The sequence below is a fragment of the Devosia aquimaris genome (assembly GCF_020169335.1).
Taxonomy (GTDB): Bacteria; Pseudomonadota; Alphaproteobacteria; order Rhizobiales; family Devosiaceae; genus Devosia; species Devosia aquimaris.
The window spans coordinates 1,376,049-1,393,527 of sequence record NZ_JAIEZN010000001.1 but is presented as its reverse complement, the minus strand read 5'-3'; the positions used below and the strand labels follow the sequence as shown (position 1 = coordinate 1,393,527).

Sequence of the window (17,479 nt, the reverse complement as noted above, 5' to 3'; positions counted from 1 at the left end):
TCTTGACCAATTGGATCAATGTATTGCCATGGACTGGTTGACCGCCGCCGAGGCTCTGGCGCTGTTGGGCACGCAGCCGCAGACGCTCTATGCCAATGTCAGCCGGGGCCGCATCAAGGCACGGCGCGACCCCGCCGACAGCCGCAAGAGCCTCTATCGCGGCGATGACGTGCGCCGGCTGGCACAGCGGGCCGCCGGCCGCCGCAAGCAGGAGGCGGTGGCTGCTGCCGCCATCGACTGGGGCGAGCCCGTGCTTCCCACAAGGCTCTCCACCGTCCAGGGCGGGCGGCTGCTTTATCGTGGTGTAGACGCTGTGGTGCTGGCCGAAACGGCGACGCTGGAGGATGTTGCGCGGCTGTTGTGGCAGGCGCCGTGCCGAGTGGGAGACGCTGGTCCGCAATCGACAGGTTACGGTTTGCGCGGCGCCTTCCTGGCGCTGGCGGCTAGAGCCGCCGAGCCAGCAGGACAGATGCTGGGCCCCGCAGCGCTGGGGCAGCAGGCCGGTGTTGTTCTTGACGCGGTAGCGGCGGCTTTGTGCGGTCAAAGCGATCTCGGGCTGCCGCTGCATGCGCGGCTGGCAGAACACTGGGAGCGACCGGAGGCTGCTGACATCATCCGCCGCAGCCTAGTGCTGCTGGCGGACCACGAGCTCAATGCGTCAACATTTGCCGCGCGCGTCGCGGTATCGACCGGGGCGTCGTTGTGGGCCGGGGCGCTGGCCGGGCTGGCGACGCTCAATGGTCCGCGGCACGGCCTGGCGTCGCGCAGTGTCACTGCGCTGGCTGAGGATATCGGCAGTGAACCGGCGGGGGCCAGCGCGGCGCTGCGTGACTGGCTGGACGAGGGGCGCGCGGTGCCTGGCATGGGCCATCCGCTCTATCCGGATGGCGATGTCCGCAGTACGGCCTTGCTTGAGTGCTTTGACGTGCCGCCCGCCTTCATCGCCTTCCGCGCGGCTGCGGAGGCGATAACGGGGGACGTTCCCAATGTGGACTTTGCTCTGGCGGCCATGGCGAAGGCCTATCAGTTGCCCACCAATGCACCATTGGTTCTGTTTGCCCTGGCGCGCAGCGTCGGGTGGTTGGCGCATGGCATTGAACAGGCTTCCAGCGGGCAGCTGATCCGCCCGCGGGCGCATTATCTTGGTCCGGGTGCTGCGGGCTAGATGGCGGTCGGCGCCTCGCTAATGCCGTCCTGTACGGTCTGGCGCGGCATAATCTGGCGACCAAACAGGCTGGCCGTCAGATCGACCAGCAGGCGGGCGCTCATGCCGGCGTGATCGAGATAGGGGTTGAGCTCGACAATATCGAGCGAGCCCAGCGTGCCGCTGTCGTGGATCATCTCCATGGCCAGATGCGCCTCGCGGAAGGTCAAACCGCCAGCGACAGGCGTGCCGGCGCCTGGGGCAATGGCGGGGTCAACCGCATCGACGTCGAGGCTGACATGCAGATGCGCCCCGGCCGCCGTCACACGGGAGAGGACGTCGCGCATCAGCGCCACCACACCCATCTCGTCGATCTGGCGCATGTCGATGACGGTGACGCCGCGGCGTTCCAGCAATTGCCGCTCGGGCCGGTCAATGGAGCGGGCACCGAAAACGGTGACGTTGCGCGGATCCACGACATTGCGCCAGGGGCCGTCATAGTCGGCGCCGAAGTCCGGTTCACCGCAGAGCAGGGCCAGCGGCATGCCATGGATATTGCCCGTCTCGGAACTGGCCGGGGTGTTGAAATCACCGTGAGCGTCGACCCAGAGCACATGCAGGGGACGACTGGCCGCCCTGCAATGGGCGGCAACGCCTGCGAGCGTGCCGATGGAGAGGCTGTGGTCACCACCGATGAAGGCGGGCAGGGCGCCACTGGCAAGGCTGGCGAGGGCCCTGGACTGGCTTTGCGCGGCCATGGACAGGACTGCGGTGCGACGGGCCTCGAGGCTGGCGCCGGACTGCTCTGCGGCACTGCCGATGTCCTGGCCGAGGTCGCCATAGTCGGTGACGGCATGATCGAGCGCCGTCAATGTGTCGGCCAGGCCTGCCACCCGCATGGCAGCTGGTCCCATGCCACAGCCGCGCACTGAGGCACCCGCGGACGTGGGAATGCCGTAGAGGTCGATGCGGCGCGATCTGGTCATGCTGATATCCTTGTGGCTGGCCTGATGATGCCCAAATGCAGGCGCACGGCAAGGCGGTTCCTGCCCGACGAATCGGATGATGTCATGACAGGGCGCGGCGATGCCCCACATGCACGCCGAAGCCAAGGCACACCGGTGTTCCCATGGGGAAAAGCATATCTTGTGTGCACTGTCGCGTTAACTGTCACTTTTCCGGACAGGTTGACTTGCGGCGGCCTCAGGGGGACCTATTTATTAACCGGAATCAGCCCAGCCTTGAGGCTTGGAGCTGTCTACTACGGGCGCGCACCTCTCCCTTCCTCCGCGCGCCCCGGAAAGGATACGAGATGACGGACGTCAATCCCACAGGCGGCGAATCCAGCCGGGATCGCGTTTACCCAGTGCTTCCGCTGCGCGATATCGTCGTTTTCCCAGGCATGATCGTGCCGCTGTTCGTCGGCCGCGAGAAATCGGTCAAGGCGCTGGAAGAGGTCATGCGCGATGACAAGCACATTCTTGTCGTCACGCAGAAGAACGCCCAGGACGATGATCCTGCGCCCGACCAGATCTATGAGACCGGCACCATTGCGACCGTGCTGCAGCTGCTGAAGCTGCCCGACGGTACCGTCAAGGTACTGGTCGAGGGCTTGAGCCGCGCGACCATCGATCGCTATCTGCAGACCGTCGATTATTTCGAGGCGGAAGCCTCGGTGCTGCCCGAACCGGTGGAAGACGCCACCGAAATCGAGGCGCTGTCGCGCTCTGCCGTCAACGAGTTCGAGAACTACGTCAAGCTGAACAAGAAGATCTCCGCCGAGGTGGTTGCCGCCGTCGGCCAGATCGAGAACGCCTCCAAGCTGGCCGACACCATTGCCAGCCATCTGGTGATCAAGATCCATGAGAAGGAAGACCTGCTGTCCACCGTGTCGGTGGTCGACCGGTTCCAGAAGATCCTTGGCCTGATGGAAGGCGAGATCGGTGTTCTGCAGGTGGAAAAGCGCATCCGCAGCCGCGTGAAGCGGCAGATGGAGAAGACCCAGCGCGAGTACTATCTCAACGAGCAGATGAAGGCGATCCAGAAGGAACTGGGTGACGGCGAAGAAGGCTCCAATGAGATCCAGGAGATCGAGGAGCGCATTGCCAAGACTCGCCTGAGCAAGGAAGCCAAGGCCAAGGCCGAGGCTGAGTTGAAAAAGCTCAAGGCCATGAGCCCGATGTCGGCCGAAGCCACCGTGGTGCGTAACTACCTCGATACGCTTCTGGGCTTGCCATGGGGCAAGAAGAGCAAGGTCAAGCGTGACCTGGTCCTGGCCGAGAAGGTTCTGGACGAGGATCACTATGGCCTCGAGAAGGTCAAGGAACGCATCCTCGAGTATCTGGCAGTGCAGGGTCGTACAGGCACCCTCAAAGGCCCGATTCTCTGCCTCGTTGGTCCTCCGGGCGTCGGCAAGACCTCGCTGGGCAAGTCGATCGCCAAGGCGACCGGGCGCGAGTTCGTGCGCATGGCGCTGGGCGGTGTTCGGGACGAAGCCGAAATCCGCGGCCACCGCCGCACCTATATCGGCTCGATGCCCGGCAAGGTGATTCAGTCGCTCAAGAAGGTGGGCAAGTCCAACCCGCTGTTCCTGCTCGACGAAATCGACAAGATGGGCCAGGACTTCCGTGGCGATCCGTCTTCGGCGCTGCTTGAAGTGCTGGATCCGGAACAGAACCACACCTTTGCCGATCACTATCTCGAGGTCGACTATGACCTGAGCGACGTGATGTTCGTGACGACCTCGAACACGCTCAACATTCCCGGCCCGCTGATGGACCGCATGGAGATCATTCGCCTGTCCGGCTACACCGAGCAGGAGAAGCACGCGATCGCCAAGCAGCACCTGATCCCGGAAACGCTCAAGGAAAACGGGCTGGCCCATGGTGAGTTCGAGCTGAGCGACGAGATGCTGACCGCCTTGATCCAGCGCTACACGCGTGAAGCGGGCGTGCGCAATCTCAAGCGCGAAATCAGCAAGCTGATGCGCAAGGCCGTTGCCGAGATCGTCAAGACCAAGGTGAAGTCCATCGTCATCGATGAGGCCAAGCTGACCCAGTATCTGGGGGCGGACATCTACAAGCATGGCGAAATCGAAGCCGAAGCTCAGGTGGGTCTGGTGACAGGCCTGGCCTGGACGTCGGTGGGCGGCGAGCTGCTGACCATCGAAGGCGTGATGACGCCGGGCAAAGGCCGGATGACGGTCACCGGCAACATCAAGGAAGTGATGAAGGAATCGCTGACTGCGGCCACTGCCTATGTGCGCTCGAAGTCGATCGATTTCGGCATCAAGCCGCCTATGTTCGACACGCGTGACATCCACGTGCACCTGCCTGAAGGCGCCACCCCCAAGGATGGCCCGTCGGCCGGTATCGGTCTGGCGACCGCGATCGTGTCGGTGATGACCGGTATTGCTGTACGCAATGATGTCGCCATGACCGGCGAAATCACCCTGCGTGGCCGGGTGTTGCCGATCGGGGGCCTGAAGGAGAAGCTGTTGGCCGCATTGCGCGGTGGCATCAAGACCGTGCTGATCCCGGAGGAGAACGTTCGCGATCTCGCCGAGATCCCCGACATCGTCAAGGATGGCATGGAGATCGTGCCCGTCAGCCGCATGGATCAGGTGATCGAGCGCGCGCTGGTGCGCAAGCCCGAGCCGATCGAGTGGAACTTCGACGAGACGACCCCGTCTGTGTCGACCACTGTGGAAGCAGGCGGCGAAGATACCACTGCCGGTCTGCCGCACTGAAAAGCGGTAAAGTGAATGAGAACGGCGGCCTTCGGGCCGCCGTTTTTTATTGAGCCTGGTGCCGTCCTAGTTTTGCTGTGTCCTGGCGCGAAGGCTTTGGGCGATGCCGTCGATGAAGTAGCGCAAGCCGCTCTCAAACGCCTTCTCCGTGTTGATCGTTCCGGTTTGCAGCAATGACTGCGCGGCCCGCCGGAGGAGAGGAAACTCGGCCAGGTCTTCGTCGAATGTGCTTGCGTCGGCGGTGTCCTGCTCGTTGCGCGCTCGCTCGCCCTGTTCCTCCAGCACGTAGCCAACCACATATCGCGCCATCGACAGGGCGATATTGAGTGCCTCTTCAGCGGTGAACCCAGCATCGACATAGAGCCTGAGCACCTGTTCGGTATCGGCAAAGTCTGGTGTCGATGGCCTGGTGCCGGCAGTCAGTCGCGCGCCGTCCCGCACGGAGAGCAGGGTGTGGCGCATGCTCCGGGCGTTTGCCAGGGTGAAGGCAATCCAGTCCTCGCCTGGCTGGGGCAGGCGATGAGTGTGGTAGCGCGCCAGCATGGCGCTGTTCATTGCATCGAGCAGCGCCGACTTGTTGCCGAAGTGCCAATACAGCGCCGGCTGGGCCACGCCGAGGCGTTCGGCGAGCTTGCGCGTGGTCAGTTTGTCGATCCCCACCTCGTTCAGCAGCGACAGTGCCTCGTCGACAATGTGGTCGCGATCTATGGCCATGCGTCTTCTCCTCTTGACTTATCGTTGATAAGGCGCTTATCGATGATAAGTGAATTTATCGCTGATAAGGTACTTGAGGAGGTCTGTGTGAACAAGGCCCTGTATGTCATTCTCGCGACAGTCGCCCTGGACGCTATTGGCGCAGGGGTGATTGTTCCCATCCTCCCAGACCTGCTGACCGAGGTGACCGGCAGTGGTGACTTTGGCCTGTTGTTTGGCCTGATGCTTGCTGCGTATGCGTTGATGCAGTTCGTGTTTTCACCAGTGCTCGGGGCCCTGAGCGACCGGTTCGGGCGGCGCCCGGTGCTGCTGTTGTCTCTTGCCGGAACGCTGCTGGATTATCTGGTGATGGCGCTGACGCCGCTTGGCTGGGTGCTGGTGATGGGGCGCGCTGTGGCCGGCATCACCAGCGCCAACATGGCAGTTGCATCGGCCTATATCGCGGACATTACCCCGCCCGATCAGCGGGCGCAGCGCTTTGGCTTGATCGGTGCGGTGATGAGCAGTGGCTTCATCGTCGGTCCGGTGATCGGCGGCCTACTGGGGACCTGGTGGCTTCGGTCGCCCTTTGTGCTGGCTGCCCTTCTCAACGGCATCAACCTGCTGGTGGCGCTCTTTGTTCTGCCCGAGAGCCGGCGAGGTAGCCCTACCAGGTTTGCGCTCAAGGACTTCAATCCCCTGGCGCCATTGGTCTGGCTGTGGAATTTCAAGGCGCTGTTGCCTTTGGTGCTGGTATCGGTGACCTTTGGCCTGGTTGCGGCAATACCGGGGACGGTCTGGGTGGTCTATGGTGCCGACCGCTTCGGTTGGGACCCGGTACACATGGGTGTGTCGTTCGCGATCTTTGGCGTCTCGGGAGCCCTGGCACAAGCGCTGCTGGTGGGGCCACTGTCGCGTCGCTTTGGCGATCTTGGCGCGCTGATGATCGGCGTGTCGTTTGACGCGCTTGCCTATGTGCTCATGGCCTTCGCCAACCAGGGCTGGATGGGTTATGCCGTCACGCCGCTGTTTGCCCTGGGGGGCGTGGCCATGCCGGCGCTGCAGTCGCTGCTGACGGCCCGCGTTACGGCCGAGCAGCAGGGACAGTTGCAGGGCGTGATGGCCAGCCTGATGGGGCTGGCTGGCATTGTCGGACCCGTATTGACTACAGTGGTGTTCTTTTCGACCCGCAATGTGTGGATCGGCACAGTGTGGATCGTGGGGGCAGGGCTCTATCTCGCGGCGACGCCATTGTTTGCGACGTTCCGGCGGCCGGGGAGCGTTGCAGCCCCGGCTGGCTGAGGCGGCGGCTACTCCGGCAGGCCGGGCGGCAGCTGCCCCAGACGCAGCAGCACCTTGGGCTCGTCATAGGTGTCGGTCTCGATGTCGACGTCCTGGGAGAAGCAGAAGACGCCGGCGCGGCTGGTGGCCATGCGTTCAGCCAGCAAAATGGCATCCTCACGGGTCTTGGCGGTGCGCGCCTGGTCGGGCAGCAATTTGCGGCCCCTGAGTTGAAAGCCCTGCACGATGAAAGCAACGACCATAAGTTCCTCGAGGTTCTGAGGCTCTGGCCTATCACACCCACCGCCAGACACCGCCTGCCAAATGGTGCTGCCGCGATCTGACAGCACAAGGCGATAGACCCGGAGGCGGTGGAAGGCCTTGCCTCGGATCGACGGACGCCTTACGCCCACAGGCGCCAAAATGGCGGTGGAGGAGAGAAGCCGTGAACAAGCCCCTGATCGTCATCCTTGGCGCGGTGATGCTGGATGCCGTGGGGATCGGGCTCATCTTCCCCATTCTGCCGGCACTTTTGCGCGAAGTGGGCCATACCAGCCAGATTTCAACCATGCTGGGTCTCATGCTGGCGCTGTACGCAGCCTGCCAGTTCCTGTTCTCGCCAGTTTTGGGCGTGCTCAGCGATCGGTTCGGACGCCGGCCAGTGCTGCTGATCTCCCTGGCCGGCGCGGCGATCGACTATGTCATCATGGCATTCGCACCAGAGCTATGGATGCTTGTGCTGGGGCGCGCTATCGCCGGCATCACCAGCGCCAACATGGCGGTGGCGACCGCCTATATCACCGACATTTCCACCGAGGAGCAGCGCGCCAAGCGATTCGGCTATTTCCACGCCATGTTCGGCATCGGCTTCATCATCGGGCCGGTGCTGGGCGGTATTCTGGGAGAGGCCTGGGTGCGGGCGCCGTTTATCGCCGCTGCCCTGCTCAATGGCGTCAATTTTGCGGTGGCGCTGTTCCTGCTTCCAGAGTCGCGACGCGGCTTTGCAGGTGGACGGGTGACGCCGGACACACTCAACCCCTTCAAGCCTTTGCGCTGGGCGCTAACCTTCAAATCGCTGATTCCGCTGATGGCACTGTTTGTCATCCTCAATTTCGTCGGCACGATCTACGGCACCACCTGGGCCATCTATGCCGAGGACACATTCCAGTGGACGGGTTTGACCATCGGCCTGTCGCTGGGGGCGTTTGGCGTGTTCCATGCCCTGGCACAGGCCTTCCTGACCGGGCCAGTGGTGGCGCGGCTGGGAGAGCGGCGCGCGCTGTTGCTGGGCATGGCCTTTGAGATCGGCGCCATGCTCACGCTGGCGCTGACGCCATTCGGCTGGGTGTTGTTCGCGATGGCACCTATCTTCGCCATGGGTGGCATTGGCATGCCGGCTTTGCAGTCGCTCACGACCCGTCAGGTCGACGGTGAACGGCAGGGGCAGCTGCAGGGCGTTCTGGCCAGCCTGGTGAGTCTGGCTGCGGTGTTCGGGCCGCTGTTTTTCAGCTCCATCTATTTCCTGGTGCGGCCGGGCTGGCCGGGAATGATCTGGCTGGTTTCCATTGCGGTCTATCTGTTGGCCCTGCCGCTCATGCTGGGAATCGGGCGTTTGCCGCGTGTGTTGCCGCCAGCCGCCGATGCGGCAGGATAGCCGCGGAAAAGCCCGGAAAACCTTGGCATAGGCACTTTCCGGACTTGCCCGGGCTGTTTTTCAGGTTCATTAACGGTTTTGTACCGTCCGGCCTCGCGTTATGCCCGGAAATCCTTGCGTTTGGTCCAGAATCGACCAAGGGTTGCCGCGTTTTAAAGTTCGCCAGCGAGGGCGGGCACTTCACTGTGAGGAAACGCAATGAACAAGAACGATCTGGTTGGCGTCGTCGCCGACAAAGCGACGATTACGAAGGCTCAGGCCGCCGAGGCGGTTGACGCAGTGTTTGAAGCCATTACCAACACCCTCAAGGCTGGCGAAGAAGTTCGTCTGGTCGGCTTCGGCACATTTGCCGTGTCGCAGCGCAAGGCCTCGACTGGCCGCAACCCCGCCACTGGCGCCGAGATTCAGATTCCGGCCTCCAACCAGGCCAAGTTCAAGCCCGGCAAGGGCCTGAAGGACGCGATCAACTAAGATCGGTTCTTTTTTGAACTTTTGATCGGCCCCGTGCGCTTTGCGCCGGGGCCTTTCATTTTGCCGGTTGACGGCATGGGGCAGGGACCTTAATCAGGGCCACCTTGCAGCGGCAATGCCCTGCGGGCGATTAGCTCAGTTGGTAGAGCGCTTCGTTTACACCGAAGATGTCGGCGGTTCGAGCCCGTCATCGCCCACCATTCCCCTCCCAGGCGGCGCATCGCGCCGGAGATTTCATCCCACACAGAGTCGCTGGCATCGCGCTGGTGGTGCGGGATAGTGCGAATCTGACGTTTCACATCAAGCATTGCGCGCTAGGGGCTGATCCGGCGTGGTTTTTCCACAGCCGATGGCTGTTTCTTGAAAATGTCGCATCAATGTGGATTTGGTCGCTTGACTTGATCATGGCCGGTCGGTAAACGACACCCACGTTGCGCAGATGACCAGTCATCAGCCGCTGCGGGAGTAGCTCAGTTGGTTAGAGCGCCGGCCTGTCACGCCGGAGGTCGCGGGTTCGAGCCCCGTCTCTCGCGCCACCCTTTCTCAAGGGTTTGCGCCGTCATCTCCCCCATATCTCTATGTGCCCAGCGGTCGTTCGTGTTTCGACCAATCTGTCGGCGCGTGTCTTGGTCTGCTGAATTGTTTGTTTGCGAGGCGGTCGGCTAAGTTGGCGCGGATCGCGTCCAGGTCAGTTTGGTCGTGCCGGCAAATCCGCTTAGGTCGCCCTGAGAGCGCCGCTGGCGGCATGTTTGGCTGCGGCTGAGATGATCTGAGCGGAATAGGCCTTGCGCCCTCCAGCATTGCGCTGGGGCCAAAAAGCGGGCCGCTCGCCGTCGAGCTGTTTAGCGCGTAGCGCCAAGCCCCGTCACAGCGCTGCTAGGGCAGACGGGCTCGACGCCCTGCGTCTGGTTGGCGACTGGCTGGTGCCTAGACTGGAATGGGGCGGATGAAGTGATTGTCGCCTACCTGCCGCGTTTCCGGCTGGGGCCGGGCGGCCTGTTCGCGGATGACTTCAATGCTCTCCAGCTCGGTGCCGGGCGGGGTGTCGGCAAAGCGGCGGTCCGGATCGGGCACGGCCGCCAGCAGCAGGCGCGTATAGGGGTGCTGCGGATTGTTCAGCACGCTTTCGGTGTCTCCCCATTCCACAACCTGTCCGGCATACATCACCATGATTTCCCCGGCCACGAAACGGGCCGTGGCGATATCATGGGTGATGTAGAGCAGGGCGAGGCCAAGCTGGCTGCGCATATCGTTGAGCAGGTTCAGCACACCCAGGCGGACCGAGACGTCAAGCATCGAGGTGGGCTCGTCGGCCACAATCACCTGTGGATTGACGGCCAATGCACGGGCAATTGAAATGCGCTGGCGCTGTCCGCCCGAGAGCTCATGCGGAAACTTGGCCAGCAATTGATCCGGGTCGAGCTTGACCCGCTCAAGCAGTTCCCGCGCGTGCGCCAGGCGCTCGCTGGCTGAAAGCTGCCGCTGGTGCAGCCGCAGCGGGCGCTCGAGATGGTAGCGGATGGTGTGGGTGGGGTTGAGCGAGGCGAAGGGGTCCTGAAAGACCATCTGGACGGCGGAACGGTAGGCTTTGACCGCCTTGGCGTCACGCGCGTCGAGGGCTGCGCCCCGATACAGCACGCGCCCGCCGTCGGGGACATATTCCCGCATTATCAGGCGCGCCACGGTGGTCTTGCCCGAGCCGGATTCGCCGACCAGTGCCAGCGTCCGTCCAGGCGTGAGGGTGAGTGAGACATTGCGGGCAGCATGGACCAGACCACGTCCCTGCCCGAAAATCTTCGAGACGGAATCGAGCTGAAGAATGGGCTCGCTCATAGATTGGCCTCCGGCTTGATCTGCTCCCCATGCAGGCGGGGCATCGAGGCCCAGAGGCGCCTGGTATAGGGGTGCTGGGGCGCGTTGTAGATGGTGATGGCGTCGTTCACCTCAACCAGTTCACCCTCAAGCATGATGCCGATGCGGTCGCTGACCTGCACCATCAGGCCCAGGTCGTGGGTGATGAACAGCACTGCGAAGCCCAGCTTTTTTCGCAGCACATCAATGCGTTGCAGGATTTCGCGCTGCACCACCACATCGAGCGCGGTTGTGGGTTCGTCCATGATCAGCAGGCGCGGATTGAGTGCCAGGCAGATGGCGATGACGATGCGCTGGCGCATGCCGCCGGAACACTGGTGGGGATAGGCCGAGAGGCGGTCGGGCGAGATATCGACCAGTTTGAGCAATTCGGCGGCGCGTGTGCGGGCCTGCTCGCGGGTGACCTGACTGTGGGCCCGCAATACGTCATAAAACTGATCAGCAATGGTTAGCACTGGGTTCAGCGAATTCATCGCACTTTGAAACACCATTGCGACTTCCCGCCAACGGAAGCTGCGCAGGGCTTCGTCGTCGAGGTCGAGCACATTGCGTCCACCAACCAGGATCTCGCTGCCGCTACGGATGAGCGCCGGCGGGCGATGCAGTCGGCTGACGGCGAAGGCAATCGTGCTCTTGCCACAGCCGGACTCACCCGCCAGGCCAAAGAACTCGCCGGGCGCGATGTCAAAGCTGACGTCTTTGACGGCACGGAAATTGCTGTCGCCGCCGACATAGTCGATGGTCAGGTTGCGGATGGAGAGAACCTGTTCGGTCATAGCTTGCCCTCACCGAGGCGGACCATCCGGGTCCAGGACTTGAGCATGCCGCCGGTGCGCAGGCGCGGATTGGCGACCTCGTCGATGGCAAAGTTGAGCAGGGCCAGGCTGAGGCCAAGCAGGGCCAGAGCCAGGCAGGGCGACAGCAGGTCCCACCAGGCGCCGACCGACAGGGCGGAGGCGTTCTGCGCATTGAACAGCATGATTCCCCAGGAGACGGTGTTGGGGTCGCCCAGGCCCAGGAATTCCAGAGTGGCTTCGGCAATGACGGCAAAGATCACGCTGCCGATCAGGTTGATGCCGACGATGGAGAGCAGGTTGGGGAAGATCTCGAAGGCCATAATCCGCCAGGCCGGTTCGCCCAGCATCTCGGCGCTCTTGATATAGTCCCGCTGCCGGATCGAGAGCGTCTCGGCGCGGGTGACGCGCACGCCCCAGGCCCAGGATGTGGCGCCCAGGATGATGGCAATGACCAGCGGGCTGGCCTGCCCGATGAAGGCGGCGAGCACCAGCAGCAGCGGCAGGTTGGGCACCACCAGCACCATATTGGTGAAGAAGTTGATGACCTCGTCGACAACACCGCCGCGATAACCGGCAATGATGCCCAGGACCGTGCCGACCACGGTGATCATCAGACCGGCGCCAAAGCCGACGGCCAGCGAGACGCGTGCGCCATAGACGAGGCGGGAGAAGACGTCGTGGCCCAGGCGCGTGGTGCCCAGCCAATGGTCCCAGGACGGCGGCTGGTGCGGTCGCCCGACGCGCTTGACGGGGCTGTATTCGGTCAGCACTGGCGCAAAGATCGCCACCAGGATGATGAGGATGAGCAGGGTGAGGCCCACCACGGCCTTGCGGTTGCTCATCAATTGCTTGAGCAGGGTCATGGCCTAGGCCTTCTTCAGGCGCGGATCGAGCAGCAGGTAGCTGAGATCCACGACGAAATTGGAGATGAGCATGGCGCCGGTCATGATCAGGAGCTGGCCCTGGATCACCGGATAGTCGCGCGCGAGGATGGCCTGGTAGAGCGTATTGCCCAAGCCGGGATAGTTGAACACGACTTCGACGATTAGGGAGCCGCCCAGAACGGTGCCCATGGCGATGGCGAGGCTCGATACGGTGGGCAGCAGGGCGTTGCGCGCGGCGTACCAGAGCATCACGTGGCTGTCGGACAGGCCCTTGGCGCGGCCCATCACGATGTAATCCTCGCCCAGGAGGTTGATCATGTTGTTGCGCATGGTGACAGCGAAGCCGCCCGTGAGCACGAGCACCAGCGTCAGCATGGGCAGAGTGCCGTGGTAGATCACCGAAGACACATAGGTCCAGTTCAGGCCCGGATCGAGCAGCGGGTCGGCGGCATAGCCGTTGGGGAACCAGCGCAGGGTGTAGCCGAAAACGAACAGCAGGATCAGCGAGACAACGATCGCCGGGACTGAGCTGGAAAAGATGGCGATCAGCGAGACCACCGAGTCGAAGAGCTTGCCACGGCGCCAGGCGGCCATGATCCCCAGGATCGTGCCCAGGGAGAAGCTGACGATGGTGGCCGTGCCGACCAGGCCCAATGTCCACACCAGGGCGCGACCGAGCAGCTCGGAGACGGGCAGGGGGAAGTATTTGATGGAGCGGCCGAGGTCGCCGGTAAAGACGCTCTTGAGATAGGCCAGATACTGCTCATGCAGCGGCGCATCGATGAAGCCGAAGGTGAGCTTGAGGGCGTTGAGGTTTTCCAGCGAGAGCTCCGAGCCGGCACTGGCAAACATGATCTCGATCGGATCGCCCGGCATCAGGCGCGGCAGGAAGAAATTGATGGTGGCCGCGGTGATGAAGGCGGCCAGATAGAAGGCGATACGCCGGAGCAGGAAGGTCATGAGCTTTGGTGTTCTCCCTGGGTCTGGACGGACCGGTGTTGCGCCCGGTGTCGGCGTGGTTCGGCAGGTGGCAGTGGTGGCGGGAGCGAAAGGCTACGCTCCCGCCAGTCGGCGCGTCTACTTGGCAACCGGCTCGAGATCGAGCAGCTGCAGCAGGCGTGCCGGGTTCGCATTGGAAACAACCGGCGAGTACTTCGGATCGTCGGCGTCGGCCCAGCCGGTGAAGCGGCTGGTGTTGTATTCATAGAACGACGGGCTGTTGTAGACCGGGATGATCGGCATGGCTTCGGCCACGATCATCTGGATGCGGTCCATGGCGGTCTTCTGCTCGGCAGCATCCTTGGTCTGGGTGTATTTGCCCAGCAGTTCCATCACTTCGGCATTCTGCCAGTGCGGCGCGGTGAAGCGGCTCTTGCCGAAGTCGTCGGGGTTGAACGAACGAATGTAGGGAAAGTAGGGGTTGGCGGCAGATGCCAGGGCGTTGAGTGTCATGGAATAGTCCCCGGCGATCAGGCTGGAGGTCCACACGGCGGCCTCGGGCGTGCTCATCTTCACGTTGAGGCCAGCCTCGGTCATGGTCTCCATGGCGATCTGAACGGCATCGATCCAGTCCGTCCAGCCATTGGGCACCATCACCTCGATGGCGATGGGGGTGCCATCGGGATTGTCGCGGAAGCCGTCGCCATCGGCATCGACATAGCCTGACTCGTCGAGCAGGGCTGTGCCGGCGTCGAGGTCGAACTTGCCGTACTTGCCGTATTCAGTCTCGACTTCGGGATTGGCGAAGGCGCTATAGAGCTGGCCGAGCGAAGCTGGATCCTCGTTGACGAGCGGATAGCCATAGCCGGCAATGTCAACGATGGTCTGACGATCGATCAGCATGGACAGGGCCCGACGGAAGTTCACGTCGGTGAAGGCCTTGCGGTTGTTCTCGTCGGGCGTGACCTGGCTGAGCTGGAACGACACCAGGCTGGAGGGCGTGAACCAGTATTTGTGGTGCTCGGGGTCCTTGGCGACAAAGGTGTTGTCGATGTCGGGCACAAAGCTGGTTGCCCAATCAAGCGAGCCATCGGCCAGAGCCGCCAGCACCTGCGGGTTATCTGCCAGCTGGGGCATGCGCAGGCAGTCGACCTGGAGATTGTCGGCATCCCAATAATGGGGGTTGCGGCACTGCTCGTAGACCTGGGGGGTGAAGCGCGTGATCTCGGTCATGGGACCGGAGCCAACCGGGTTCTCATTGGCAAAGGTCACGGGATCAGCGATGTCGGCCCAGACATGCTGCGGCACGATGGGCATGCCGACAATGGTGTTGGCGATCAGGGAGTTGGGCTCGTTCAGGTTGAAGCGAACGGTGCGATCATCAACCTTTTCCACCGACGCCAGCTGGGCCGAAACCGAGATGAAATCGAGCGCGGGGAACTTCTTGATGTAGTCATAGGTGAAGACGACATCGTCGGCCGTCAGCGGCTCACCGTCGGACCACATCAGCCCGTCGCGCAGGGTGAACGTGATGGATTTGAGGTCGTCAGCCAGTTCAAAACTCTCGGCCAGCCGGTAGTGCGGCGTGTTGCCCTTGAGGCGATTGAACACCACGAGCGGCTCGTAGATGAAGTCGAGCGTGGTGTAGCGCGCCGAGGTCTGGCCGAAGGGGTTGAAGTTGCGCACGAAAGTGGTGGTCTGCTCGGACGACAGCGTCAGCACGTTGCCCTCCTGCGCCTGGGCCGGAATGGCCGACAGCAATGCTGCCGCCGACAGGGCCGCAAACAGCGAAGTTCTCAGCATCAAAGTTCTCTCCTTGCTTGTATGGCCCTGCCATCAGGCGAAGCCATTTTCCCTCAGAATGTGTTCCGCCTCGGCATGCAGGGCATGCACGTCGACGCGGGTTGACCCAAGCCGGCTTTGGCCCCGGGCAATGCGGGCGAGACTGTCTGCGCTCAGCGGGTTCGCCGCCTTCGCCGCCGCCTCGCTGGCGGTCAGATCGCCCTGGCTGTGCAGGGCAATGTCGTAGCCGGCGTCGAGCGCCGCGCGGACCCGCTCCGGCCAGGTGCCCGAAAGGGCCTCCATGGTCAGGCAGTCGGTGATGAGAACGCCATCGTAGCCGATATCCTCGCGGATGACGCGACACACGGCCGGCGACACTGAGGCGGGCAACGTCTTGTCGATGGCCGTAAAGACCAGATGGGCGACCATGGCCCAGGGGGCGTCGCGCAGCGCCACGAATGGCTTGAAGTCACTGCCGCGGAGGTCCTCGACGGCGGCATCAACGACCGGGCAGTCAAAGTGCGGATCGACCTGCACGCGGCCATAGCCGGGAATGTGCTTGATGATGGGCATGGCGCCGACCTCAAGCATAGCATCGACGACAATGCGCCCAAGGGCGGCCACCAGCTCGGGATCGTCGCCAAAGGCACGCTGACCGATGACGTCATGGGTGTCCTTGCGGGCCAGGTCGATGACCGGGGTGGTGCCGCTGCCCAGACCGAGCTCGACCATCATGGTGCCCATGGCCAGGCTCGACAGGCGCAACGCCTTGCTGGCCTGCTCGAAATCCTTGCGCGCCAGGGCGCCGAATGTTCCCAGCGGGCGGAAGAGGGGCCAGTTGCCATTGTCGAGCCGCTGAACGCGGCCGCCTTCCTGGTCGATGTAGACTGGCGCGTCCTCGCGCCCCACTGCCTCGCGGAACTGGGCGCAGAGACGCCGTATCTGCTCAGGATTGTCCAGATTTCGGCGAAACAGGAACAGGCCGAAGGGATTGGCCTCCCGGAAGAAGGCGATTTCCGAAGGCGACAGCGAGAGGCCCGGCATGCCGACAAACAAGGCCAGTGGGGGTGTCGAAGGCATGGTCATTTGTCCGAAATCGAGGGGGATTTGATGCGCAGGAGCCCCTGGTAGATGTCTTCCCGGTCGCTCGGGATGGGCAGGGCGTTGACGGCATCGACGTAGAAATCGACCGGGCCGGCCGAACCGATGACGGCATAGGCATAGCCGTGCGCCTTCATAGCCATCAGCGTGTGGTAGAGCAGGGCGAGGCCAATGCCTTTGCCGCGCTGATCTTGCGATACGCCCGTGGGGCCAAAGAAGCCGCGGGCCGTCGCGTCATAACAGGCGAAGCCGACCAGTTGGCCATCGATGGTGGCGATCAGGCAGCCGGGCGGCTGATGCGCCATGGCTGCGGTGACTTCGCTGACCCAGTATTCGCTGAAATGGGTGCGCACCCAGTCCTTGATGATGTGCTGTTCGGGCGGCAGGGCGACACGGATGGTGGCAGGCGTACTGTTGACGCGCTGGGCGAGCGCTTCCATCTTCCGGCTGTAAAGATTGACAAGCAGATCCATGGGTTCAGCTCAGCCTATGGCACAGGTTTGGGTATCGCCAGCTTGGCGCAGTACATCGGCAGTGCGCATGCATGACCCGGCTCCGCGCTCCGCCAGTTCCGCAATAAGGGTCGTCTTCACCATGCCGCCTTCGCTGAAATCTGACAGGGATGCTATGAGTGAATATTCCGACTGTCAACGCAGTTAGGAATAACTTATTCCAATTTCAGAGCTTCGCCATGTGTCGGGCTCAAGGGCCTTTGGACGCCTCTCCTGAGCGCCTGGGTTGAGCGCCTGTCGGTCGATCCAGATGGTGTCGGCTGCACAGACGCGAGGCGGCGTCGCCGACTGGTCGCGGGCCAAATAGAGGCCAGCCGGCCAGTCTTTGTGGGCCGCAGCCGAACACCAGGTGCCGTGTCCGTGCAAGGCGACTGCCACAGATGGATCATTGGCAATTTGAGCAGCGTCCAGTCGAGGTTGCGCAGGCAATCAGTGGCGCCAAGAAACGGTGCTTGAATATTCAGGAAAACACACACCGGTGGAATTTAACATTCCAGCGGGGCTACTGATCCGCTGACCGACCCGATGGGGTGGGTAGACGACTTGGTTCAACACGCGGTCGCGCTTGTCGCCAGACACGCATTAGACGGGTCTGCCACCG

The 17,479-nt window shown here is 62.8% G+C and carries 15 protein-coding genes and 2 tRNA genes; 7 read left to right on the top strand and 10 right to left on the bottom strand.

Annotated elements, in window-relative coordinates; all coding sequences use genetic code 11:
• The first annotated feature begins 28 nt into the window (after positions 1-28).
• Positions 29-1,165, top strand: a complete 1,137-nt coding sequence (locus K1177_RS06695) for a citrate synthase (RefSeq protein ID WP_224702525.1) — start codon at positions 29-31, stop codon at positions 1,163-1,165.
• On the opposite strand, the gene rocF is transcribed toward K1177_RS06695, so the two are convergent.
• Entirely contained in the window at positions 1,162-2,130 is a 969-nt protein-coding gene (gene rocF, locus K1177_RS06690; protein ID WP_224702524.1) for an arginase, read from the bottom strand. The two genes, K1177_RS06695 and rocF, sit on opposite strands and share 4 nt — an antisense overlap.
• A gap of 326 nt (positions 2,131-2,456) precedes the next feature.
• On the opposite strand from rocF, the gene lon reads away from it, so the two are divergent.
• Positions 2,457-4,892, top strand: a complete 2,436-nt coding sequence (lon, locus tag K1177_RS06685; RefSeq protein ID WP_224702523.1) for an endopeptidase La — start codon at positions 2,457-2,459, stop codon at positions 4,890-4,892.
• Positions 4,893-4,958: 66 nt separating this feature from the next.
• On the opposite strand, the gene K1177_RS06680 is transcribed toward lon, so the two are convergent.
• Positions 4,959-5,606, bottom strand: coding sequence for a TetR/AcrR family transcriptional regulator C-terminal domain-containing protein (locus K1177_RS06680; protein ID WP_224702522.1), 648 nt, complete (start codon positions 5,604-5,606; stop codon positions 4,959-4,961).
• Between the two features lie 87 nt (positions 5,607-5,693).
• Between K1177_RS06680 and tet(30) the strand changes: the two genes are divergently transcribed.
• On the top strand, positions 5,694-6,887 hold the full coding sequence (tet(30), locus tag K1177_RS06675; protein ID WP_224702521.1) for a tetracycline efflux MFS transporter Tet(30): 1,194 nt from the start codon (positions 5,694-5,696) through the stop codon (positions 6,885-6,887).
• A gap of 8 nt (positions 6,888-6,895) precedes the next feature.
• On the opposite strand, the gene K1177_RS06670 is transcribed toward tet(30), so the two are convergent.
• The gene (locus K1177_RS06670; RefSeq protein ID WP_224702520.1) at positions 6,896-7,129 is read right to left on the bottom strand and encodes a hypothetical protein; all 234 of its coding nucleotides are present in this window, start codon (positions 7,127-7,129) and stop codon (positions 6,896-6,898) included.
• Positions 7,130-7,347: 218 nt separating this feature from the next.
• Between K1177_RS06670 and K1177_RS06665 the strand changes: the two genes are divergently transcribed.
• The 4 genes from K1177_RS06665 to K1177_RS06650 all read left to right on the top strand — a co-directional run bounded on the left by K1177_RS06665 (position 7,348) and on the right by K1177_RS06650 (position 9,527).
• Positions 7,348-8,520 carry a TCR/Tet family MFS transporter gene (locus K1177_RS06665; RefSeq protein ID WP_263574888.1) on the top strand — a complete coding sequence of 391 codons (1,173 nt, stop codon included), beginning with the start codon at positions 7,348-7,350 and terminating at the stop codon, positions 8,518-8,520.
• Between the two features lie 198 nt (positions 8,521-8,718).
• Entirely contained in the window at positions 8,719-8,991 is a 273-nt protein-coding gene (locus K1177_RS06660) for an HU family DNA-binding protein (RefSeq protein ID WP_224702518.1), read from the top strand.
• 124 nt (positions 8,992-9,115) lie between these two features.
• Positions 9,116-9,191: transfer RNA gene (locus K1177_RS06655), tRNA-Val, on the top strand.
• A gap of 259 nt (positions 9,192-9,450) precedes the next feature.
• A tRNA-Asp gene (locus tag K1177_RS06650) sits at positions 9,451-9,527 on the top strand.
• 391 nt (positions 9,528-9,918) lie between these two features.
• Here K1177_RS06650 and K1177_RS06645 read toward each other — a convergent pair.
• The 7 genes from K1177_RS06645 to K1177_RS06615 form a co-directional block, all read right to left on the bottom strand.
• Positions 9,919-10,824 (bottom strand): ABC transporter ATP-binding protein, encoded by a 906-nt coding sequence (locus K1177_RS06645; RefSeq protein WP_224702517.1) that lies wholly within the window; start codon positions 10,822-10,824, stop codon positions 9,919-9,921.
• The gene (locus K1177_RS06640; RefSeq protein ID WP_224702516.1) at positions 10,821-11,639 is read right to left on the bottom strand and encodes an ABC transporter ATP-binding protein; all 819 of its coding nucleotides are present in this window, start codon (positions 11,637-11,639) and stop codon (positions 10,821-10,823) included. Before K1177_RS06640 ends, K1177_RS06645 begins: the two co-directional genes overlap by 4 nt.
• Complete coding sequence (locus K1177_RS06635; protein WP_224702515.1) at positions 11,636-12,523, bottom strand: ABC transporter permease; 888 nt, start codon at positions 12,521-12,523, stop codon at positions 11,636-11,638. The genes K1177_RS06640 and K1177_RS06635 overlap by 4 nt, the downstream gene beginning before the upstream one ends.
• 3 nt (positions 12,524-12,526) lie before the next feature.
• Positions 12,527-13,504, bottom strand: coding sequence for an ABC transporter permease (locus K1177_RS06630; RefSeq protein ID WP_224702514.1), 978 nt, complete (start codon positions 13,502-13,504; stop codon positions 12,527-12,529).
• A gap of 117 nt (positions 13,505-13,621) precedes the next feature.
• Entirely contained in the window at positions 13,622-15,286 is a 1,665-nt protein-coding gene (locus K1177_RS06625) for an ABC transporter substrate-binding protein (protein WP_224702513.1), read from the bottom strand.
• A gap of 33 nt (positions 15,287-15,319) precedes the next feature.
• Positions 15,320-16,345, bottom strand: a complete 1,026-nt coding sequence (locus K1177_RS06620; RefSeq protein ID WP_224702512.1) for a glycoside hydrolase family 3 N-terminal domain-containing protein — start codon at positions 16,343-16,345, stop codon at positions 15,320-15,322.
• Positions 16,346-16,347: 2 nt separating this feature from the next.
• Positions 16,348-16,839, bottom strand: a complete 492-nt coding sequence (locus K1177_RS06615) for a GNAT family N-acetyltransferase (protein WP_224702511.1) — start codon at positions 16,837-16,839, stop codon at positions 16,348-16,350.
• Positions 16,840-17,479 lie beyond the last annotated feature (640 nt).